This window comes from Pseudomonas sp. G11 (assembly GCF_029457515.1).
GTDB classification, from domain to species: Bacteria; Pseudomonadota; Gammaproteobacteria; order Pseudomonadales; family Pseudomonadaceae; genus Aquipseudomonas; species Aquipseudomonas gorinensis.
The window spans coordinates 3,347,358-3,365,679 of the sequence record NZ_CP120377.1 but is presented as its reverse complement, the minus strand read 5'-3'; the positions used below and the strand labels follow the sequence as shown (position 1 = coordinate 3,365,679).

Sequence of the window (18,322 nt, the reverse complement as noted above, 5' to 3'; positions counted from 1 at the left end):
CATTTGCGTTATAGGATAACATCCAGTTTTTTCGCCCGGCCCTGTGATTTCTGCTTATGACCGACACTGTTCCCCTGCGCCAACGCCTGCTCTCCATCGACGCCCTGCGCGGCCTGGTGATCCTGTTCATGCTCCTCGACCACGTACGCGAAACCTTCCTGTTGCACCGCCAGGTCACCGACCCGATGAGCCTCGACAGCACCGAGCCTGCACTGTTCGCGAGCCGCACCCTCGCCCATCTGTGTGCGCCGGTGTTCGTACTGCTCACCGGGCTGTCCGCCTGGTTGTACGGTCAGAAATACACGGGCCGTCGCGATGTGTCAGCGTTCCTGTTCAAGCGTGGGCTGTTCCTGGTGGTGCTGGAATTTACCCTGGTCAACTTCGCCTGGACCTTCCAACTGCTGCCCAGCGTGATCTATCTGCAGGTGATCTGGGCGATCGGCATCAGCATGATCGCCCTCGCCGTGCTGGTCTGGTTGCCGCGCCCGCTGTTGATCGCGCTGGCGCTGGTGATCATCGGCGGGCATAACCTGCTGGATGGGCTGCACTTCGATCCAGGCTCGGCGCTGCATATTCCGTGGACGATCCTGCATGAGCGCAGTTGGATTGAAGTGTCCGACACCCTACGCCTGCGCACGACCTACCCGGTGCTGCCGTGGATCGGTGTGATTGCCCTGGGTTACGGCCTGGGCCCGTGGTTTGCCAATGCCGCATTGCCGGCCGTGCGCCAGCGCCATTTGCTGTTCGGCGGTGTGGGTGCGTTGGCGGGGTTCGTGCTGTTGCGTGCGCTCAATGGCTATGGCGAAAAGCCCTGGCAGGCGTATGACAGCGGCATGCAGACGCTGATGAGCTTTTTCAACGTGACCAAGTACCCACCTTCGCTGCTGTTCCTGGCGTTGACGTTGGGGGTTGGGCTGTTGCTGTTGCTGGCGTTTGAACGCGCGGGGCATCGACGCTGGATCAACGTGTTAGCGGTGTTTGGTTGCGTGCCGATGTTCTTTTATCTGCTGCATCTTTATGTGCTGAAAGTGCTGTATGTCGCCTGTGTGGCGCTGTTTGGCTTGAACCATGGCAACTACTTCGGTTTCGACAGTATCGGTGCGGTGTGGCTGATGGCGTTGGTGTTGCCCCTGGCGCTCTACCCGCCCGTGCACTGGTTCGCCAGGCTCAAGGCCCGGCGCCGCGACCTGGCGTGGCTCAAATACCTCTGACCTGGCACAGACTGAATGTGATGCCAGTCAGTTACGCGTACATGGCCTTTTGTAGGAGCGAGCTTGCTCGCGAAAAACTCACAGGCGCCGCGTTGATTCAGGGAACACGCGTTATCGTTGATGTTTTTCGCGAGCAAGCTCGCTCCTACAAAAAAGCCTTTGGGCAAGCCCGCTCGCCACAGGTTACTTGTGCCATTTCTGTTTTGTAAGGTTTTAAGCCAACTCAGCCCGTAGCTGGCGAGCCGCGGTGACCATATGAATCAACGCCGCTTCCGTCTCCGGCCAACCCCGTGTCTTCAACCCGCAATCCGGGTTCACCCACAAGCGCTCGGCCGGAATGCGCTGGGCCGCCTTGCGCAGCAGGTTGGCCATTTCCGAGGCATCCGGCACCCTTGGCGAGTGGATGTCGTAGACGCCCGGGCCGATGTCGTTGGGGTAGGCGAAGGCTTCGAACGCATGCAGCAGTTCCATGTCCGAGCGTGAGGTTTCGATGGTGATCACGTCGGCATCCATCGCCGCGATGGACTCGATCACATCGTTGAACTCGCTGTAGCACATATGGGTATGGATCTGGGTTTCATCGCGCGCGCCCGAGGCGCACAGGCGGAACACTTCGGTGGCCCAGTCCAGGTAAGGCTGCCACTGCGCACGGCGCAACGGCAGGCCTTCACGGAACGCCGCTTCGTCAATCTGCACGATCTGGATGCCAGCGGCTTCCAGGTCCAGCACTTCATCACGAATCGCCAACGCCAGTTGCCGAGCCTGCACTTCGCGGCTCACGTCCTCGCGCGGGAAGGACCACATCAGCATGGTCACCGGGCCAGTCAGCATGCCCTTCATCACCTTGTGGGTCAGGCCCTGGGCGTAGCGGATCCACTCCACCGTCATCGCCTTCGGACGGCTCAGGTCACCGAAGATCACCGCCGGTTTTACGCAGCGCGAACCGTAGCTCTGGACCCAGCCGAAACGTGTGAACACGTAGCCGTCCAGTTGCTCGGCGAAGTACTCGACCATGTCGTTACGCTCGGCTTCACCGTGTACCAGCACGTCCAGGCCGAGGTTTTCCTGGACCTCGACGGCATGCTTGATCTCGCTGTGCATCGCTTCGACGTATTCGGCTTCGCTCAGCTTGCCTTGCTTGTAGGACTGGCGCGCCAGGCGGATCGACGCGGTTTGCGGGAACGAACCGATGGTGGTGGTGGGGAACAGCGGCAGGTTGAGGCGCGCACGCTGCTTGTCGATACGCTGGGCAAACGGCGACTGACGTTGGCTGTCCTGGGCGGTGATCGCTGCCACGCGAGCTTGCACGGCGGGCTTGTGAATACGCCGCGAGGTCGCTCGGGCAGCCTGTACGGCGCGGCTTTGCGCCAGGGCGGCCAGCACATCGGGGGCTTCGGGTTCGTTCACCGCGCGGGCCAGTACCGCGACTTCGGCACACTTCTGCACGGCGAACGCCAGCCAGCTTTTCAACTCGGCATCCAATTGGTCTTCGCGGCCCACATCCACGGGGCTGTGCAACAGCGAACAGGACGGTGCCACCCACAGGCGATCGCCGAGTTTTTCATGGGCATGCTGCAAGGTCGCCAGGGCTTTCTCCAGGTCGCAGCGCCAGACATTGCGGCCATTGACCACCCCCAGGGACAACACCTTATAGGCCGGCAGGCGATCAAGGATGGTCGGGTACTGGTCCGGCGCACGTACCAGGTCGATATGCAAACCGTCGACCGGCAGGCTAGCCGCCAGGCCAAGGTTCTCTTCCAGGCCGCCGAAATAGGTGGCCACCAGCTTTTTCAGCGGGTCGCGCTGGATCAGGTTATAGGCGCGCTCAAATGCGTTTTTCCAGGCCTGTGGCAGGTCGAGGACCAGGATCGGCTCATCGATCTGCACCCACTCCACGCCCAACTCCGCCAGGCGCTGGAAGATCTGGCCGTACAACGGCAGCAGGCGCTCGAGCAGGTCGAGCTTGTCGAAGTCACCGCCCTTGGCCTTGCCCAGCCACAGGTAAGTCAACGGGCCGATCACCACCGGCTTGACCGTATGGCCCAGCTCACGGGCTTCCTGCACTTCCTCGAACAGCTGGTCCCAGCCGAGGTGGAACTGCTGGTCAACGCTGAACTCGGGTACCAGGTAGTGGTAATTGGTGTCGAACCACTTGGTCATTTCCTGGGCGTGTGCCCCCCCACAACAGCTGTCGCTGACGCCACGGGCCATGCCGAACAGGGTGTGCAGGGTGGCCTGGCCATCGGCGGGACGGAAACGCTCGGGGATCACGCCGAACATCAGCGAGTGGGTCAGCACCTGGTCGTACCAGGCGAAATCGCCGGCGGGCAACAGGTCAATACCGGCCTGCTGTTGCAACGCCCAATGGGTCTTGCGCAGCTCACGGCCGACGGCGCGCAGGCCAGCTTCGTCGAGTTCGCCCTTCCAGAACGCTTCCTGCGCTTTTTTCAGTTCACGATCGCGTCCAATGCGCGGAAATCCGAGGGAATGAGCGACTGCCATGACTTACAACTCCACTGTAGGTATTAATGGCAGGCATTGTCGGTAGACGGAGATAGTGAAACAAACTCATTTTATTCCTGATGATCACAAGATTCACTCATGTTAATGCGCCATGTCACACTCGTGGCGCCGGGCAGCCTGAACATCCCCCCTTGTAGGAGCGAGCTTGCTCGCGAAGAACGCCAACGATCACGCGGGCTGCGTGACGGTCCGCGGCGCACTTAGGTTTTTCGCGCGCAAGTTCGCTCCTACAGGGGGGATCCGCTCGGCCGGTTACATCAACGGAATCGAGTAATTCACAAACACCCGGTTCTGATCCTGGTCCCGCGCGACCTCGCTGCGCGACACGCCGTTGCGCCAGCCGAACCCGACGTTCTTGAAGGTGCCGCCCTGCACCACGTAGTCCAGGCCGATATCCCGTTCCCACTCGCTGGCGTTATTGCCGCTGGCGGTGAGGATATGGTCACCTTTCAAATACATCATCGACGCCTTCAAACCCGGCACGCCCAGCGCTGTAAAGTCATAGGCATACTGGGCGAAGGCGGTGCGTTCGCCGGCCTGGATAAAGGTCTGCACCGTACGGTCGGTGTAGAGGTACAGGCTCGAACCGCCCTCCCCTTTGCTCGCCAGGCCGCCTTGGTTGAGTTGGGCAAAGTTGCTGTCATCGGACACTTGCTGGTAACCCGCGGTAATCGCATGCGGCCCCAGGGAGTAAATGAAGGCTGCACTCCAGGTGTTGTTGTCGATTTCACCGCTGCCGTTTTTGGTATAGCCGCTGAACTTGTAGCCGTCGGCACGCCCCGCGGCGCTGCTGTTTTTGCCGTCCGAGGTGGTCTTGAAGTAACGCAGGTCGGTTTTCAATGAGCCGTAGTCACCCAACGGCAACACGTGGATCAACCCGGCGAAGTGTTGCTGGTAATAGTCTTCGAGGTTGGCGTAGTAGTACTGGACCATCAGGTCCTTGGTCAGTTGGTAGTCCGCACCGGCGTAGGTGAATTTATTGCTTTCGCGGGTGCCACCGGCTGCTGCCAGGCCACTGCTGTCGCTGGAGCCGCGCCCCGTGGCGTGCTGGAGCTGGCCGCCGATCAACGTCAGGTTGTCGATGTCTTTGCTGGTCACCTGGCCGCCTTCGAACGATTGCGGTAAGAGGCGGCCGTCGTTGCTCACCAGGATCGGCAGGTTCGGGCGCAGGTAGCCGTAACGCGCTTCGGTCTTGGCGAAACGCGCCTTCGCGGTGGCACCGCCACGGGCCCAATTGTCGGCGGCCTTGCCGTCATCGTTGGGGATCATCGAACTGCCCACATGGCGACCGGCGCCGCTGTCGAGGGTCACGCCGAGCATGCCGATGGCGTCCAGGCCAAAGCCGACGGTGCCGTCGGTAAAACCCGACTGGTAATTGAGGATAAACGCCTGGCCCCACTCTTCGGTCTTCGACGGTGCCGCCGTGCCGTCGCGGTTGTCGTTATTGAAGTAGAAGTTACGCATACTCAAGTTGGCTTGGCTGTCGCTCAAAAAGTCAGCAGACGCCAAGGGGCTCAGGGCAATACCCAGGCCACCGGTCAATACACTCAATACATTCAACGTGGCTTTCATCAGGACGAACTCCGGCGCGGAATCCAAGTTCCGGGCGCAAAAAATGGGCAGCAGGATGCCGTCGGCCAAACGTGACATTGGCCGGGGCGTTAACGGTTATTCAGTTGCTTAGTGCTTAGTTAGTTACCTGGTTGAGTGAAGTGAAACCTCCGTAAACCTCAGTCAATCAATCCATGAGCGTCATAGAACGGATACGGCCCCGGGTAATCCCCGAACACGCCGTTGTGGCTGATCAAGCCGTGTTGCGCATCCCAGCGATGCAACAAATACCCCGCCGGTTCCAGGTTGAAATGCGCGGGCGCGGCGTCTTGCAGGTCCAGCACGATCTGATGGGAGGTGCCGGGACACACACAACTCAAGCTGCCGCCAAAGCGCCGCTGCATCGGCCGGTGCAGGTGCCCGCACAACAGGCGTTCCACTTGCGGGTGGCGCGCCACGACGCGCTCCAGCGCGGCGGCGTTGATAAAGGGTTCGCGGTCCATATGGCCGATGCCGCTGACAAACGGCGGATGGTGCAGGATCAGCAACGTCGGCGTGTCAGGACGTCGCGCCAGTTGCTCATCCAGCCACTGCAATTGGCTGTCCAGGAGCTGGCCGCCATGCCCACCGGGGATAGTCGAGTCCAGGCCGATGAGGCGCAGCGGATGCTCGTCCACCACCCAGTCCAACGGCTGCTCTGCCGACAAAGGCAAATAGGCATGATCGCGGAATGCGTCGAGCAACGGCCCGCGGGTGTCGTGGTTGCCCGGCACCAGGTAGCACGGCATGTGCAGGCGCGCGAGTTCAGGGTGCAGCACGGCGTATTCATCGGCGCGGCCGAAGTCCACCAGGTCACCGCTGACCACCACAATGTCGGGCCGTGGGTGGCTGGCGTTCAAATGGTCGACGGCACGGCGCAGTGCGCCCAGGGTATCGACAACCCCATAGGTCAGGCGCTGGCCGGCTTTAAGGTGCAGATCGCTGATCTGTGCAACAAGAAACGGACGCTTCAAAAGTCGACTCTCACGCATTCAGGGTAAACAACATGTGCGGCGCAACGGCCAAGGCAATCGGCGCGCCGACGACATGCAGCTGGTTGTCGCTGCTGTCCACCAGCAGCGGTTGCAGGCCACCCACATCCACCAGCAGGCGGCTCTGGGCGCCCTGGAAGAACTGCGCGAGCAGATGCCCGTGCAGGTGCCCTTCGCTCTCCATCACCCGTAGGTGTTCGGGGCGGCAGTACACCGTATTGGGCATGTCGGCGGCCCCCCACGGCAGCTCGCCGCCGCAGACTTTCAGGCCATGGGCGGTTCGCGAGGTGACGGCAAAGGCATTGAGGTTGCCGACAAAACCGGCGACGAACGCATTGGCCGGTTTCTGGTAGATCTCCCGTGGGCTGGCCAGTTGCGCGACACGGCCGTGCTCCATCACCAGGATACGATCGCCCAGGGCCATGGCTTCGCCCTGGTCGTGGGTGACAAATACCGAGGTGATACCAAGGCCGCGCAGCAGCTCATTCAGCTCGCTGCGCAGGCGCTCGCGCAACTGCGCATCCAGGGCCGCCAGCGGTTCATCCAGCAACAGCACTTTGGGGCGTGGTGCCAAGGCACGGGCCAAGGCCACGCGTTGACGCTGGCCACCGGACAATTCGTGGATACTGCGTTTGCCGTGATTTTGCAGGCCCACCAGCTCGAGCAATTCCTCGCAGCGCTTATTGCGCGCCAGTGGCGACATGCCGCGAATCTTCAAGCCGTAGACGATATTCCCCGCCACATCCAAGTTGGGAAACAGCGCGTAATTCTGGAACACCATGCCCACATCGCGGCGCTCAATGGGCAGGCGGGTGACGTCCTGGTCGCCGAACAACACCTGGCCCACATCCGGGCGTTCCAGGCCGGCGATCAGGCGCAAGGTGGTGGTTTTGCCACAGCCCGACGGGCCGAGAATCGCCAGGGTTTCACCGCCTTCGACGGTCAGGTCCAGGTCATGCACCGCCACGGTGCCGTCGGCGAAAGCCTTACGGCAGCCCTTGAGACGAATAGTGATAGCAGTCATCGACGCTCTCCACGGGACAGACGCGCACTGATGGCCTGCAACGCAATCAACAGCGGCACGATCATCAGCAAAAAGATAAGGGTGTAGGCGCTGGCGATTTCCAGGCGCGCCGAAGCGTAGCTGTCGGCCAGGCCCACCGGCAGGGTCTTGGTCATCGGTGTATGGAGCATCCAGGTCAGGTTGAATTCACCCAGCGACAAGGTCACCACCATCAGCACGCCCGCCAGAATCCCGGCACGGCAGTTGGGCACTACCACGCTGAAAAAGCGCTTGATCGGCCCGGCGCCGAGGCTGGCCGCGGCCTCTTCCAGCACCGGCAGTTGCTGGCGTTGCATCACCGCCATCACCGGGCGTACCAGGAACGGCAAGGTGAACAGCACATGGCCGACCAGGATGAACAACCAGCTGCTACGAAAGCCGCCGAACTGGCCATAGGTCAGCAGCAAGGCCAACGCACTGGCCAGGCCCGGCATGGCCACCGGCAGCACCATCAGTTCCTCGAAGGCGCGGCTGAAGCGGTTGTTCATGCGTACCAAGGCATAGGCCGCCGGTACGCCGATCACACACACGCACACTGCGCACGCCACGGCCAATTGCAGCGACAGCCATACGGTGGGCGAATAGGCCTGCCACACCTGGATCAACCAGTCGAAGGTCAGGCCGCTGGACAGGCCGACAAAGAAATTGCGCGTCAACCCGGCCAGCAATGACATCAGCACCGGCACCAACATGAAGGCGCACACCAGCAAAGTGAACAGCAGTTGAATCACAAACAGCGATGAGCGCTTCACAGGACCGTCCCCGCGTTTTTCACCAGGCGTCGCGTCAGCAACAGGACCGCCCAGGTCACCGCACCGAGCACCACCGACAGCGCGGCGGCCACGGCGAAGTTGGCATAGTTGGTGAACACGTTGTAGATCGCCACTGGGGTGACATTCAGGCGTGTGCCCAAGGTGAACGCAGTGCCGAAGGCGCCCATGGAGGTGGCGAAACAGATCGCCCCGCACGACGCCAGCGCCGGCGCCAGGCCCGGTACGATCACGTCGCACACCACGCGCCAGTGCCCGGCCCCCAGGGAATGTGCGGCTTCCTCCAGGCTGCGGTCGAGGCTTTCGCACGCCGCCATCACCGTGAGGATCACCCGCGGGATCGAAAAGTACAGGTAGCCGACAAACAGCCCGGCCAGCGAGTAGGCAAAGATCCAGCGCTCACCGGCCAGTTGCAGGCCCAAAGAGGCCAGCAACCCCTGGCGCCCGGCCAACAGGATCACCAGGAAACCCACCACCACGCCCGGAAACGCCAGTGGAAACGTCAACAACGCCACCAGCGCCGAGCGACCAAAAAAACGCTGGCGCGCCAGGAAGACGCCGCTGATGCCGCCAATCAACAACGCCACCAGTGTCACGAAAACAGCAAGCGCGCAGGTTTGCGCCAGGCTGCCCAAATATTGCGAACTGCTCAGTACCTGCCAATAACCACTGCCATGGCTGTCACGGCTCTCGCCGCCGAGCACCATCAAGTGCGCCAACGGCAACAGCCAGAACGCGAGCAGCACTGCAAAGGCCGGGGCCAGCGCCCAGGCTGCATGTTTTGCCGATGCGGCCACTTACTTGACCTCGTTCAGATAACGGGCGGCAAAGGCTTCCTGCACAGCGGCCATTTTTTGGTAATCCACCACACCGGCACGGGCATAGTCGCTATCGGGCAGGAACTGGGCGGCGACCTCGGCGGGCATCTTCATCGGCCGTACCGGGCGCAGGTAAGCCTTGGCCCAGAGTGCCTGGCCTTCGTCAGACAGCACGAAGTCGAGGACCTTTTCAGCGTTGGCGCGATGGGGCGCGTTGGCGACCAGGCTCATCACATAGGGCACGCTGATGCTGCCTTCCTGCGGGATCACGAAGGCGACGTTGGCCTTGTCCTTGTAGCGGGCGCGGTAGGCGTTGAAGTCGTAGTCCACCAGGATCGGCAACTCGCCGGACAGCACCCGCGCATAGGCAGTTTGCTTGGGCACGATGGGGGCGTTTTTCGCCAGTTTCTGGAAGTAGTCGATGGCCGGGGCGAAGTTATCCAGGTCGCCGCCCAGGGCGCGGTTGATCGCCACGGCGGATACATAGCCGACAAACGCGCTGGATGGATCGAGGTAACCGACCATGCCTTTGTATTGCGGCTTGAGCAGGTCTGCCCAGCTTTGCGGCACCGGCAGGCCGCCCAATGCATCGACGTTGACCATGATGCCCAAGGTGCCGGAGTGGATCGCGAACCAGTGGCCGGCGGGGTCTTTCAGGCCGGCGGGAATCTGCTCCCAGCCCTTGGGCTTGTAGGTGTCGACCACTTCGGCCTTTTGCGCTTGCAGGCCGAAGGTCACGCCGTAATACACCACGTCGGCGACCGGCGCGGCCTTCTCGGCGACCAGTTGCGCCAGGGATTGGCCGGAGTTCTTGTTGTCCAGGGGCACTTGCACCCCGGTACTGGCAGCGATGGCCTTGAGTTGCGTGCCCCAGTCGGCCCAGTCCGGCGGGCAGTTGTAGCAAATCGCGGTATCGGCGGCCTGGGCCAGGCTGGCCACACCGCACAGCAGCACAGCTGCCAGGGTTTTACTGAATGCGCGCATCAAGAGTCTCCTCATGGGGTTGAGTGCTTTCGCCCGGCCGGACATGGCAAGGCAGGCAATGGGAAATCGGGGCATTGCCGGCGATCTGCGCCAGCAGTTGATCAATCACGGTGCTGGCCAGCAGTGCGATGGGCTGCACCACACTGCACAGGGTCGGGTGCATCTGGGTGCCGAGGGCAATGCCGTCGAACCCCATCACGGACAGTTGCTCGGGCACATTCCAGCCGTTGCGACGCAGCTCGGCGATCAGGCTGATCGCCAGGAAATCGTTGGAGCACACCAACGCAGTCGGCGCCTCGGGGCCGCGCAGGAACGGCTCGATCGCGGCGAACTCGGCCTGGGTGTGCGCCGGCATTTCGATCACTGCGCGGCTTTTGAGGGCGTATTCCTTCATCGCATCGCAATACCCGGCGTAGCGCAGGCGTGCGCGGTCGGACTGCAAGGCAGGGCCGGCGACCATGCTGATGCGTCGATGGCCGGCCTCCAGCAGGTAGCGCGTGGCCAGGGCCATGCCCGCGCGGTTGTCCACCGATACGGCGCTGTAGTTAGGGTTGCTCGGTTGGTGATAGGCCAGCACGAACGGGGTTTTTTCGGTATTCAGGCTGCTGAGCACGCTGTTGCTTTCGGCATCGGTGACCGTCAGCACCAGGCCGTCGACGCGCTGGCGCAGCAACTCCTCCACCACAATGCATTCGCGCTCGCTGCTGTAGTCGGTGGTCGCCAGCACCAGGCTGTAGCCACGCAACCGCGCGGCACGCTCCATGGCCTGGAACTGTTCGGCGAACACCGGATTGAGCAGGTTGGGCACCACCACGCCGATCAACTGGGTGGTTTGCAGGCGCAGTTGGCGGCCGAGCAAGTTAGGCCGAAACCCCAACTCACGGGCGGCGGCGAACACTTGTTCACGGGTCGCCGGGCGCACCTGGTCAGGGGAGGCAAAGGTGCGGGCGGCGGTCGCGCGGGATACGCCAGCCAACCGCGCAACGTCTTTCAGGTCAGTCATGTTCACTCGCTTGAGATCGATCTCATTGGCGAGGACAGTAACGGTGGAATGTGGCAGGAAGGTGGTGGGGAGATGACAGTTTGATGGCAGTGAAGCACTGTCACATAGGCCAACATGTGGGAGGGGCTTGCCCCCGATAGTGGTGGATCAATGAAGAATAGGCTGGCTGAAGCACCGCCATCGGGGGCAAGCCCCCTCCCACATTGGAGCGGTGTCCATGCATAGATAGTCATACTCAGTGGTTAGGATCGTAAAGCTGGCGCAGCGAAATCCGCCGGCTAACCTTTCGATTCGATCCAAGTGCGGGCACAATGCGTGTCCTTTTTTGGCAGGCACCGCCGCAGGCTCTCAAAAATGATCAAAACGCCGTACTACCTCATCGATAAACAGAAGCTTCTGGTCAACATGCAGAAGATCGCTTACGTGCGCGAGCAGTCCGGCGCCAAGGCCCTGCTGGCGCTCAAGTGCTTTGCCACCTGGTCGGTGTTCGACCTGATGCAGGAATACATGGACGGCACCACCTCGTCGTCGCTGTACGAGTTGAAGCTCGGTCGCCAGAAGTTCGAAGGTGAGGCACACGCCTACAGCGTGGCCTGGGCCGACGATGAAATCGAAGAGATGCTGGTCAACTGCGACAAGATCATCTTCAACTCCATCAGCCAGCTGCAACGTTTTGCCGAGCGCTCCGAGGGCAAGACCCGTGGCCTGCGCGTCAACCCGCAGGTGAGCAGCTCCGACTACCTGCTGGCCGACCCGGCGCGCCCGTTCAGCCGCCTGGGCGAATGGGACCCGGTGAAGATCGAAGGCGTGATCGAGCAGATCTCCGGCTTCATGTTCCACAACAACTGCGAGAACGGCGACTTCAACCTGTTCGACCAGATGCTGAACACCATTGAAGAACGCTTCGGCGCGCTGCTGCACAAGGTCAACTGGGTCAGCCTCGGCGGCGGCATCCACTTCACCGGTGAAGGCTATGCCATCGACGCCTTCTGCCAGCGCCTCAAGGCGTTCTCGCAGAAGTACGACGTACAGGTCTACCTGGAACCCGGCGAAGCCGCGATCACTAACAGCGCTTCGCTGGAAGTCACGGTGCTCGACACCCTCTACAACGGCAAGCACCTCGCCGTGGTCGACAGCTCCATCGAAGCCCACCTGCTGGACCTGCTGATCTACCGCCTCAACGCCAAGCTGGCGCCAAGCGCGGGTGAACACACCTACATGGTGTGCGGCAAATCCTGCCTGGCCGGGGACATCTTTGGCGAGTATCAATTCGATCGTCCGCTGGCCATCGGCGATCGGCTGTCGTTCATCGACACCGCGGGCTACACCATGGTCAAGAAAAACTGGTTCAACGGCCTGAAAATGCCGTCCATCGTAGTGAAACAACTCGACGGTACAGTCGAGGTGGTTCGTGAATTTGGTTACGACGACTACCTGTCCAGCCTTTCGTAAGCTGGCGGATAAAGGAGAGATAAAGCAATTGAAAAAGAACGTTCTTATCATTGGTGCAGGAGGTGTCGCCAAGGTGGTGGCCCACAAGTGCGCGCAGCACAACGACGAACTCGGTCGTATTGCTATCGCGTCGCGCAACATCTCCAAATGCCAGGCCATCATCGACAGCGTCAAGGCCAAGGGTAGCCTCAAGGTACCCGCCGATATCCAAGCCTTCGCGCTGAACGCCCTGGACGTGGAAGCGACCAAGGCCCTGATCCGCGAGACCGAATCGCAGATCGTCATCAACGTAGGTTCCGCGTTCCTCAACATGTCGGTACTGCGTGCCTGCATCGACACGGGCGTTGCATACCTCGACACCGCCATCCACGAAGAGCCGGGCAAGGTCTGCGAGACCCCGCCGTGGTACGGCAACTACGAATGGAACCACCTGGAAGAGTGCAAACAGAAGAACATCACCGCCATCCTTGGCGTGGGCTTCGACCCAGGTGTCGTCAACGCGTACGCCGCGCTGGCGCAGCAACAGCATTTCGACCGCATTGATTCGATCGACATTCTCGACGTCAATGCCGGCTCCCATGGCAAATACTTCGCCACCAATTTCGATCCGGAAATCAACTTCCGCGAATTCACCGGACAGGTGTGGAGCTGGCAGAACAGCCAGTGGACCAGCAACACCATGTTCGAAGTCAAGCGCACCGACGACCTGCCGGTGGTCGGCTCGCAGAACCTCTACCTGACCGGCCACGATGAAGTGCACTCGCTGTCGAAAAACCTCGACGTGCCCAACGTGCGTTTCTGGATGAGCTTCGGCGAGCACTACATCAACGTATTCACCGTGCTGAACAACCTCGGCCTGCTTTCCGAAAAACCGGTGAAAACCGCCGAAGGCCTGGAAGTGGTGCCGTTGAAAGTGGTCAAGGCCGTACTGCCCGACCCGTCTTCCCTCGCCCCCGGCTACACCGGCAAGACCTGCATCGGTGACCTGGTCAAAGGCACCAAGGATGGCCAGCCGCGCGAAGTGTTCATCTACAACGTGGCGGATCACGAAGAAGCCTTTGCCGAGACTGACAGCCAGGGCATTTCCTACACCGCCGGCGTTCCACCGGTGGCTGCCGCCCTGTTGGTTGCCCGCGGTGAGTGGGATGTAAAGCGCATGGCCAACGTTGAGGAATTGCCGGCTGAGCCGTTCCTCAAGGCGCTGGACGTGATGGGCTTGCCGACGCGGATCAAGGACGAGCACGGTGATCGGGCCTGGGATGCGATTGCCTGATAGGCGATAGCAGACCGAACCAACATGTGGGAGGGGGCTTGCCCCGATAGCGGTAGATCAGTCACAGCTGTATTGACTGACACACTGTAATCGGGGCAAGCCCCCTCCCACATTGGGTTTCAGGGTGTCTGTTATTCCAGGTTCCGGGCTGAGTTGCTCAGTGCCCTTGAGCATTGCAACAGTGCCGGCGCCAATTGCTTCTCCGCATCCGCCCTGCTCCACCGACTGGTCGGCGCCACCACATGCACCGCTGCCACCGGGCGGCCATTCGCACCGAGCACTGGCGCGCCGATAGTCATGTCGCCCAGAAACAACTCCTGGCCATTCACTGCATAACCCTGCTCTCTCACCACCTGCAACGAATCCAGAATCCTGTCGACCTCAGTCAATGTCTGGCTGGTGTGCGCAATGCGCTGGCTGTTCTCGATCAACGCCAACGCTTCCTCCTGCGGCAGCGCACTCAAATACGCCCGCCCCGATGCCGTGCAGTACATCGGCACCCGCGAGCCGATCGGCATATGCACCGGCACAAAGCCTGAACTGACGAAGCGCGCGATGTAGGTCATGTCGTAGCCCGCCGGCTCGGTGAGGCACGAGGTCTCGCCGGTCAAGCGCGTGAGTTCCGACAGAAACGGGTTGGCCACTTCGATCAGCGAATGCGCATCCAGATAACTGAAGCCCAACTCCAGCACCCGCGGGGTGAGTTGGTAATGCCGGGTGCGGGAGTGTTTCCGAAGGTAACCCAGGCTTTCGAGGGTAAACACCATGCGCTGGGCGGAGCTTTTGGTCATGCCGGCGGCGTCCGCCACCTCTGCAAGGCTCATGCTACGGCGCTGGGCGCTGAATGCCTTGAGCACCGACAGGCCTTTTTCCAGGGATTGGTTGTGCAAACTGTTGCGTTCTTCGGACATGGCGAACTCACGGGCGGGGTCAGTCAGACGTAGCGATATTTCTACCCTAAATTGCAAAAATAGACCATTAAAAATCGCATACCGATACGAACAGTTCATTTTTTCTATTTTCTATAGCGACATACGATTTTTATTCATCGAAATGGCATAGAGCTTGCGGTTTCATCCGTAGCCGCTAGCGCTACTGACAATCCGTTTTCCTTATGGAGTAACCCGATGAACAGTCTTTCGCCCTTGTTTCGCCGCCTCGCCTTCGGTCTGTGCGCCACCCTATGCGTCGGCGTTGTGCACGCCGCCGGTGCGTCCTCGTACAAAGTCGGTGCAACGGCCAGCGGCTCGCCGTTTACCTTCCTCGATATCAAGAGCAACAGCATCCAGGGCGTGATGGTCGATGTGGCCGAGGCCGTGGGTAAGGCTGGCGGCTTTACCAGCCAGATCGAACAGACCAACTTCGCCGCGCTGATCCCCTCCCTCACGTCCGGCAAGCTCGACTTCATCTCCGCCGGCATGCTCAAGACCCAAGAGCGCACCAAGGTCGTCGACTTCAGCGCGCCGGTGTACGCCTACGGGGAAGGCCTGATCATCAGCGCCGAGGACAACGCCGCCTACCCGGACTTGATGCCACTCAAAGGCCAGGTGGTCGGCGTACAGGCCGGTACGATCTTCTATGACCAACTGAACAAGCTGGGCATCTTCAAGGAAATCCGCACCTATGACTCGATCGGCGAGATGGTCCGCGACCTGTCCCTGGGCCGTATCAAGGCAGCGGTCGGTGACCAACCCGTGGTCGCGTACCAGATCCGCCAGAAGCTGTTCAAAGGGGTAAAACTGGCCCCTGACTACACGCCCGCCAACGTCGGCGAAGTGTGCCTGGTGGTGCGCAAGGGCGACACCGAAACCCTCGCGCGCCTCAACACCGCCATCGCCAGCATCAAGGCCGACGGCACTCTGGACAGCATCCTCAAGAAGTGGGGGCTTGATACCCAGGTGCGCCCATGAACCCGGCCGAATTCCTGCAGAACGCCCAGGGCTTCCTGCCGATTTTGCTGCAGGGCGCCTGGGTAACGATCCAGATCACCGTACTGTCGTTCCTGCTCAGTAGCGCGATCGGCCTGGTGCTGGCGTTGCTCAAGTTGTCACCGATCCGCGTGCTGTCGTGGACCGCGAGCACCATCATCAATGTGATCCGTGGCCTGCCAATCATCGTGCAACTGTTCTACATCTACTTCGTGCTGCCGGACATGGGGGTGCACCTCACAGCGTTCTATGCCGGGGTGATCGGCATGGGCATCGCCTACTCGGCGTACCAGGCCGAGAACTTTCGCACCGGCATCATCGCCGTGGAACAGGGCCAGCGCGAAGCCGCCGAAGCGCTGGGCATGCGCTCAGCATTGATGATGCGCCGGGTGATCCTGCCCCAGGCGTTTCGCATCGCGCTGCCGCCCTACGGCAACACCCTGGTGATGATGCTCAAGGACTCGTCGCTGGTGTCGACCATCACCGTGGCCGAGATGACCCGCCAGGGCCAACTGATCGCCTCGTCGACCTTCCAGAACATGACCGTCTATACCCTGGTCGCCCTGCTCTACCTGCTGATGAGCCTGCCGCTGGTGTATGGCTTGCGTCGAATGGAACAGCACCTGGGCCGGAGGAAAAAAGCATGATCGAGATACGCCAACTGCAAAAACACTACGGCAGCCACCGCGTGCTGCACGGCGTGGACCTGGACGTGGCCAAGGGTGAAGTGGTGTGCCTGATCGGTCCGTCGGGCTCAGGCAAATCCACCCTGCTGCGCTGCATCAATGCGCTGGAAGCCTATGACGGCGGCCACATCAACGTGTTCGGCGAAACCGTGCAGCGCGCCAGTAAAACCGTTCACGCCCTGCGCAGCCGCATGGGCATGGTGTTCCAGCGCTTCAACCTGTTCCCCCATCGCACCGTGCTGGAAAACGTCATGGAAGGCCCGGTGTACGTCAAAGGCGAACCGCTCAAGCAGGCCCGCGAGGAAGCCCTGGTGCTGCTGGAAAAAGTCGGCCTGAGTGCCAAGGCCGACGCCTACCCGGAACAGCTCTCCGGCGGCCAGCAACAACGCGTGGCCATCGCCCGCGCCCTGGCGATGAAACCCGAAGCCATGCTGTTCGACGAACCCACCTCGGCCCTCGACCCGGAACTGGTGGGCGACGTGCTGGCGGTGATGCGCACCCTGGCCGATGAAGGCATGACCATGATTGTCGTCACTCACGAAATGGGCTTTGCACGGGAAGTGGCCGACCGCGTGTGCTTCCTGCATGGCGGCTACATCGTCGAAAGCGGCGCGGCCGAGCAAGTGCTGGGCAATCCGCAGCATCCACGTACCCAGGATTTCCTGCGGCGGGTGCTGCACCCCACTGGCGATACGCGGAGCCTGTCATGAAGTCATTGTGGTCGGCGACGGCGCCGTCGGTGATGCCGACGCCTGCGCTGAGTGAATCGGTGAAGGTGGATGTGGCGATTGTCGGTGCTGGCTATACCGGGCTGTCGACGGCGCTGCATCTGGCCGAGCGCGGGGTCAGCGTGTGTGTACTGGAAGCTAACGAACCGGGCTGGGGGGCGTCCGGGCGCAACGGTGGGCAGGTCAACCCGACGCTCAAATACGACCCGGAACAACTGGTGCGGATGCTCGGGCCGGAGCGCGCCGAACCATTGATCTCGACCGTCTCGAACTCGGCGGACCTGGTGTTCAACCTGATCGAAAAGCACGGGATTGATTGTGCACCGGTACGCAAAGGCTGGATGCAGGTGTCATACAGCAAAAAAGGCGTCGCCGGGCTGCACGCACGGGCGGATCAGTGGGCCCGCCGGGGTGTCCCCGTGCAGCGCCTGAACGCGGCGGCAGTGGCTGCGCGCATGGGCAGCGAGGCGTTTGCCGGTGGCTGGCTGGACGGTCGCGCCGGGGCGCTTCAGCCGTTGGCGTATGCCCGTGGGCTGGTGGGCGCGGCGTCGGCGGCGGGTGTGCGCATTCATGGTCACAGCGCAGTGACGGCATTGCAGCGCCAGGGTGCTGGCTGGCACTTGCAAACCGCTGGTGGTGCGCAAGTGAGCGCCGACCAAGTGGTGCTGGCGACCAATGGCTACAGTGGCAACCTGTGGCCGGGCATGGCGCAGAGCATCCTGGCAGCGAACAGTTTTATCGTCGCCACCAAGCCGCTGAGCGGGCCCGCGGCCGAGAGTATCCTGCCGGGGCAGGAAACCGTGTCCACGGCGCAGCGTTTGCTGTTGTACTTTCGTAAAGACAGTCACGGCCGCTTACTGATGGGCGGGCGCGGGCTGTTCAACGATCCCTCCTCTCCTACGGATTTCGCGCATCTGGAACGATCATTGGCGTTGCTGTTTCCGCAGTTGGGGCCGTTGGAATTCGAGTATCGCTGGGCCGGGCGAATCGCGATCACCCGGGATTTCATGCCCCACGTACACGAGCCTGCGCCGGGACTGACGTTGGCGCTGGGCTGTAACGGGAGGGGGATTGCGCTGTGTACCAGCCTGGGCCAGCAATTGGCGGGACGGTTATGTGACAGCAAGGCGGAGTTTGCCTACCCGGTGACGCCGTTGCAGCGCTTGCCGATGCATGGGCTGCAGCGGTTTTACATTGGTGCGGGGGTGGCTTGGTACAGCTTGTTGGATCGGCTCAATATCAGCTGAATCCTGCTGTCCGCAACGCCGAGAACTGTCAACTCTCACAGCTTACCGTGCACG

Annotated in this window: 16 protein-coding genes and 1 pseudogene; 8 read left to right on the top strand and 9 right to left on the bottom strand. The window is 61.6% G+C overall.

Annotated features, from left to right (window positions below):
• Positions 1–56 precede the first annotated feature (56 nt).
• A complete protein-coding gene (locus P2T68_RS15510; RefSeq protein WP_277379548.1) occupies positions 57–1,211 on the top strand; it encodes a DUF1624 domain-containing protein in 1,155 nt (384 codons plus the stop codon).
• A 213-nt stretch (positions 1,212–1,424) separates the two neighbouring features.
• Here P2T68_RS15510 and metE read toward each other — a convergent pair whose 3' ends face one another.
• On the bottom strand, positions 1,425–3,713 hold the full coding sequence (gene metE, locus P2T68_RS15505; RefSeq protein ID WP_277379547.1) for a 5-methyltetrahydropteroyltriglutamate--homocysteine S-methyltransferase: 2,289 nt from the start codon (positions 3,711–3,713) through the stop codon (positions 1,425–1,427).
• Positions 3,714–3,879: 166 nt separating this feature from the next.
• Between metE and P2T68_RS15500 the strand changes: the two are divergent.
• Positions 3,880–3,966 (top strand): annotated as a pseudogene (locus P2T68_RS15500) (outer membrane lipoprotein carrier protein LolA); the annotation flags it as partial.
• 20 nt (positions 3,967–3,986) lie between these two features.
• On the opposite strand, the gene P2T68_RS15495 reads toward P2T68_RS15500, so the two are convergent.
• From P2T68_RS15495 to P2T68_RS15465, 7 genes are all read right to left on the bottom strand, one after another.
• Entirely contained in the window at positions 3,987–5,306 is a 1,320-nt protein-coding gene (locus tag P2T68_RS15495) for an OprD family porin (protein ID WP_277379546.1), read from the bottom strand.
• Between the two features lie 158 nt (positions 5,307–5,464).
• On the bottom strand, positions 5,465–6,298 hold the full coding sequence (locus P2T68_RS15490) for a phosphodiesterase (protein WP_024075974.1): 834 nt from the start codon (positions 6,296–6,298) through the stop codon (positions 5,465–5,467).
• A gap of 10 nt (positions 6,299–6,308) precedes the next feature.
• Positions 6,309–7,340 (bottom strand): ABC transporter ATP-binding protein, encoded by a 1,032-nt coding sequence (locus P2T68_RS15485; protein WP_277379545.1) that lies wholly within the window; start codon positions 7,338–7,340, stop codon positions 6,309–6,311.
• Positions 7,337–8,131, bottom strand: a complete 795-nt coding sequence (locus tag P2T68_RS15480; RefSeq protein WP_024075976.1) for an ABC transporter permease subunit — start codon at positions 8,129–8,131, stop codon at positions 7,337–7,339. The genes P2T68_RS15485 and P2T68_RS15480 overlap by 4 nt, the downstream gene beginning before the upstream one ends.
• Positions 8,128–8,946 (bottom strand): ABC transporter permease, encoded by an 819-nt coding sequence (locus P2T68_RS15475; protein ID WP_024075977.1) that lies wholly within the window; start codon positions 8,944–8,946, stop codon positions 8,128–8,130. Before P2T68_RS15475 ends, P2T68_RS15480 begins: the two co-directional genes overlap by 4 nt.
• Positions 8,947–9,951 carry an ABC transporter substrate-binding protein gene (locus P2T68_RS15470; RefSeq protein ID WP_069076331.1) on the bottom strand — a complete coding sequence of 335 codons (1,005 nt, stop codon included), beginning with the start codon at positions 9,949–9,951 and terminating at the stop codon, positions 8,947–8,949. It lies immediately after the preceding gene.
• A complete protein-coding gene (locus tag P2T68_RS15465; RefSeq protein WP_024075979.1) occupies positions 9,935–10,954 on the bottom strand; it encodes a LacI family DNA-binding transcriptional regulator in 1,020 nt (339 codons plus the stop codon). Before P2T68_RS15465 ends, P2T68_RS15470 begins: the two co-directional genes overlap by 17 nt.
• A gap of 354 nt (positions 10,955–11,308) precedes the next feature.
• Between P2T68_RS15465 and P2T68_RS15460 the strand changes: the two genes are divergently transcribed.
• Both P2T68_RS15460 and P2T68_RS15455 read left to right on the top strand, forming a co-directional pair.
• Positions 11,309–12,406 carry a carboxynorspermidine decarboxylase gene (locus tag P2T68_RS15460; RefSeq protein WP_069076330.1) on the top strand — a complete coding sequence of 366 codons (1,098 nt, stop codon included), beginning with the start codon at positions 11,309–11,311 and terminating at the stop codon, positions 12,404–12,406.
• Positions 12,407–12,434: 28 nt separating this feature from the next.
• Complete coding sequence (locus tag P2T68_RS15455; protein WP_024075981.1) at positions 12,435–13,679, top strand: saccharopine dehydrogenase family protein; 1,245 nt, start codon at positions 12,435–12,437, stop codon at positions 13,677–13,679.
• A gap of 131 nt (positions 13,680–13,810) precedes the next feature.
• Here the strand turns inward: P2T68_RS15455 and P2T68_RS15450 are convergent, their stop codons facing one another.
• On the bottom strand, positions 13,811–14,590 hold the full coding sequence (locus tag P2T68_RS15450; RefSeq protein WP_024075982.1) for an IclR family transcriptional regulator: 780 nt from the start codon (positions 14,588–14,590) through the stop codon (positions 13,811–13,813).
• A gap of 216 nt (positions 14,591–14,806) precedes the next feature.
• Here P2T68_RS15450 and P2T68_RS15445 point away from each other — a divergent pair, with 216 nt between their 5' ends.
• The 4 genes from P2T68_RS15445 to P2T68_RS15430 are packed head-to-tail and all read left to right on the top strand — an operon-like array spanning position 14,807 to position 18,268.
• Positions 14,807–15,589, top strand: a complete 783-nt coding sequence (locus P2T68_RS15445; RefSeq protein WP_150295143.1) for an ABC transporter substrate-binding protein — start codon at positions 14,807–14,809, stop codon at positions 15,587–15,589.
• On the top strand, positions 15,586–16,254 hold the full coding sequence (locus P2T68_RS15440) for an amino acid ABC transporter permease (RefSeq protein ID WP_277379543.1): 669 nt from the start codon (positions 15,586–15,588) through the stop codon (positions 16,252–16,254). The genes P2T68_RS15445 and P2T68_RS15440 overlap by 4 nt, the downstream gene beginning before the upstream one ends.
• Positions 16,251–17,003, top strand: a complete 753-nt coding sequence (locus P2T68_RS15435) for an amino acid ABC transporter ATP-binding protein (protein ID WP_024075985.1) — start codon at positions 16,251–16,253, stop codon at positions 17,001–17,003. The genes P2T68_RS15440 and P2T68_RS15435 overlap by 4 nt, the downstream gene beginning before the upstream one ends.
• Positions 17,000–18,268 (top strand): FAD-binding oxidoreductase, encoded by a 1,269-nt coding sequence (locus P2T68_RS15430; RefSeq protein WP_168233417.1) that lies wholly within the window; start codon positions 17,000–17,002, stop codon positions 18,266–18,268. Before P2T68_RS15435 ends, P2T68_RS15430 begins: the two co-directional genes overlap by 4 nt.
• Positions 18,269–18,322 lie beyond the last annotated feature (54 nt).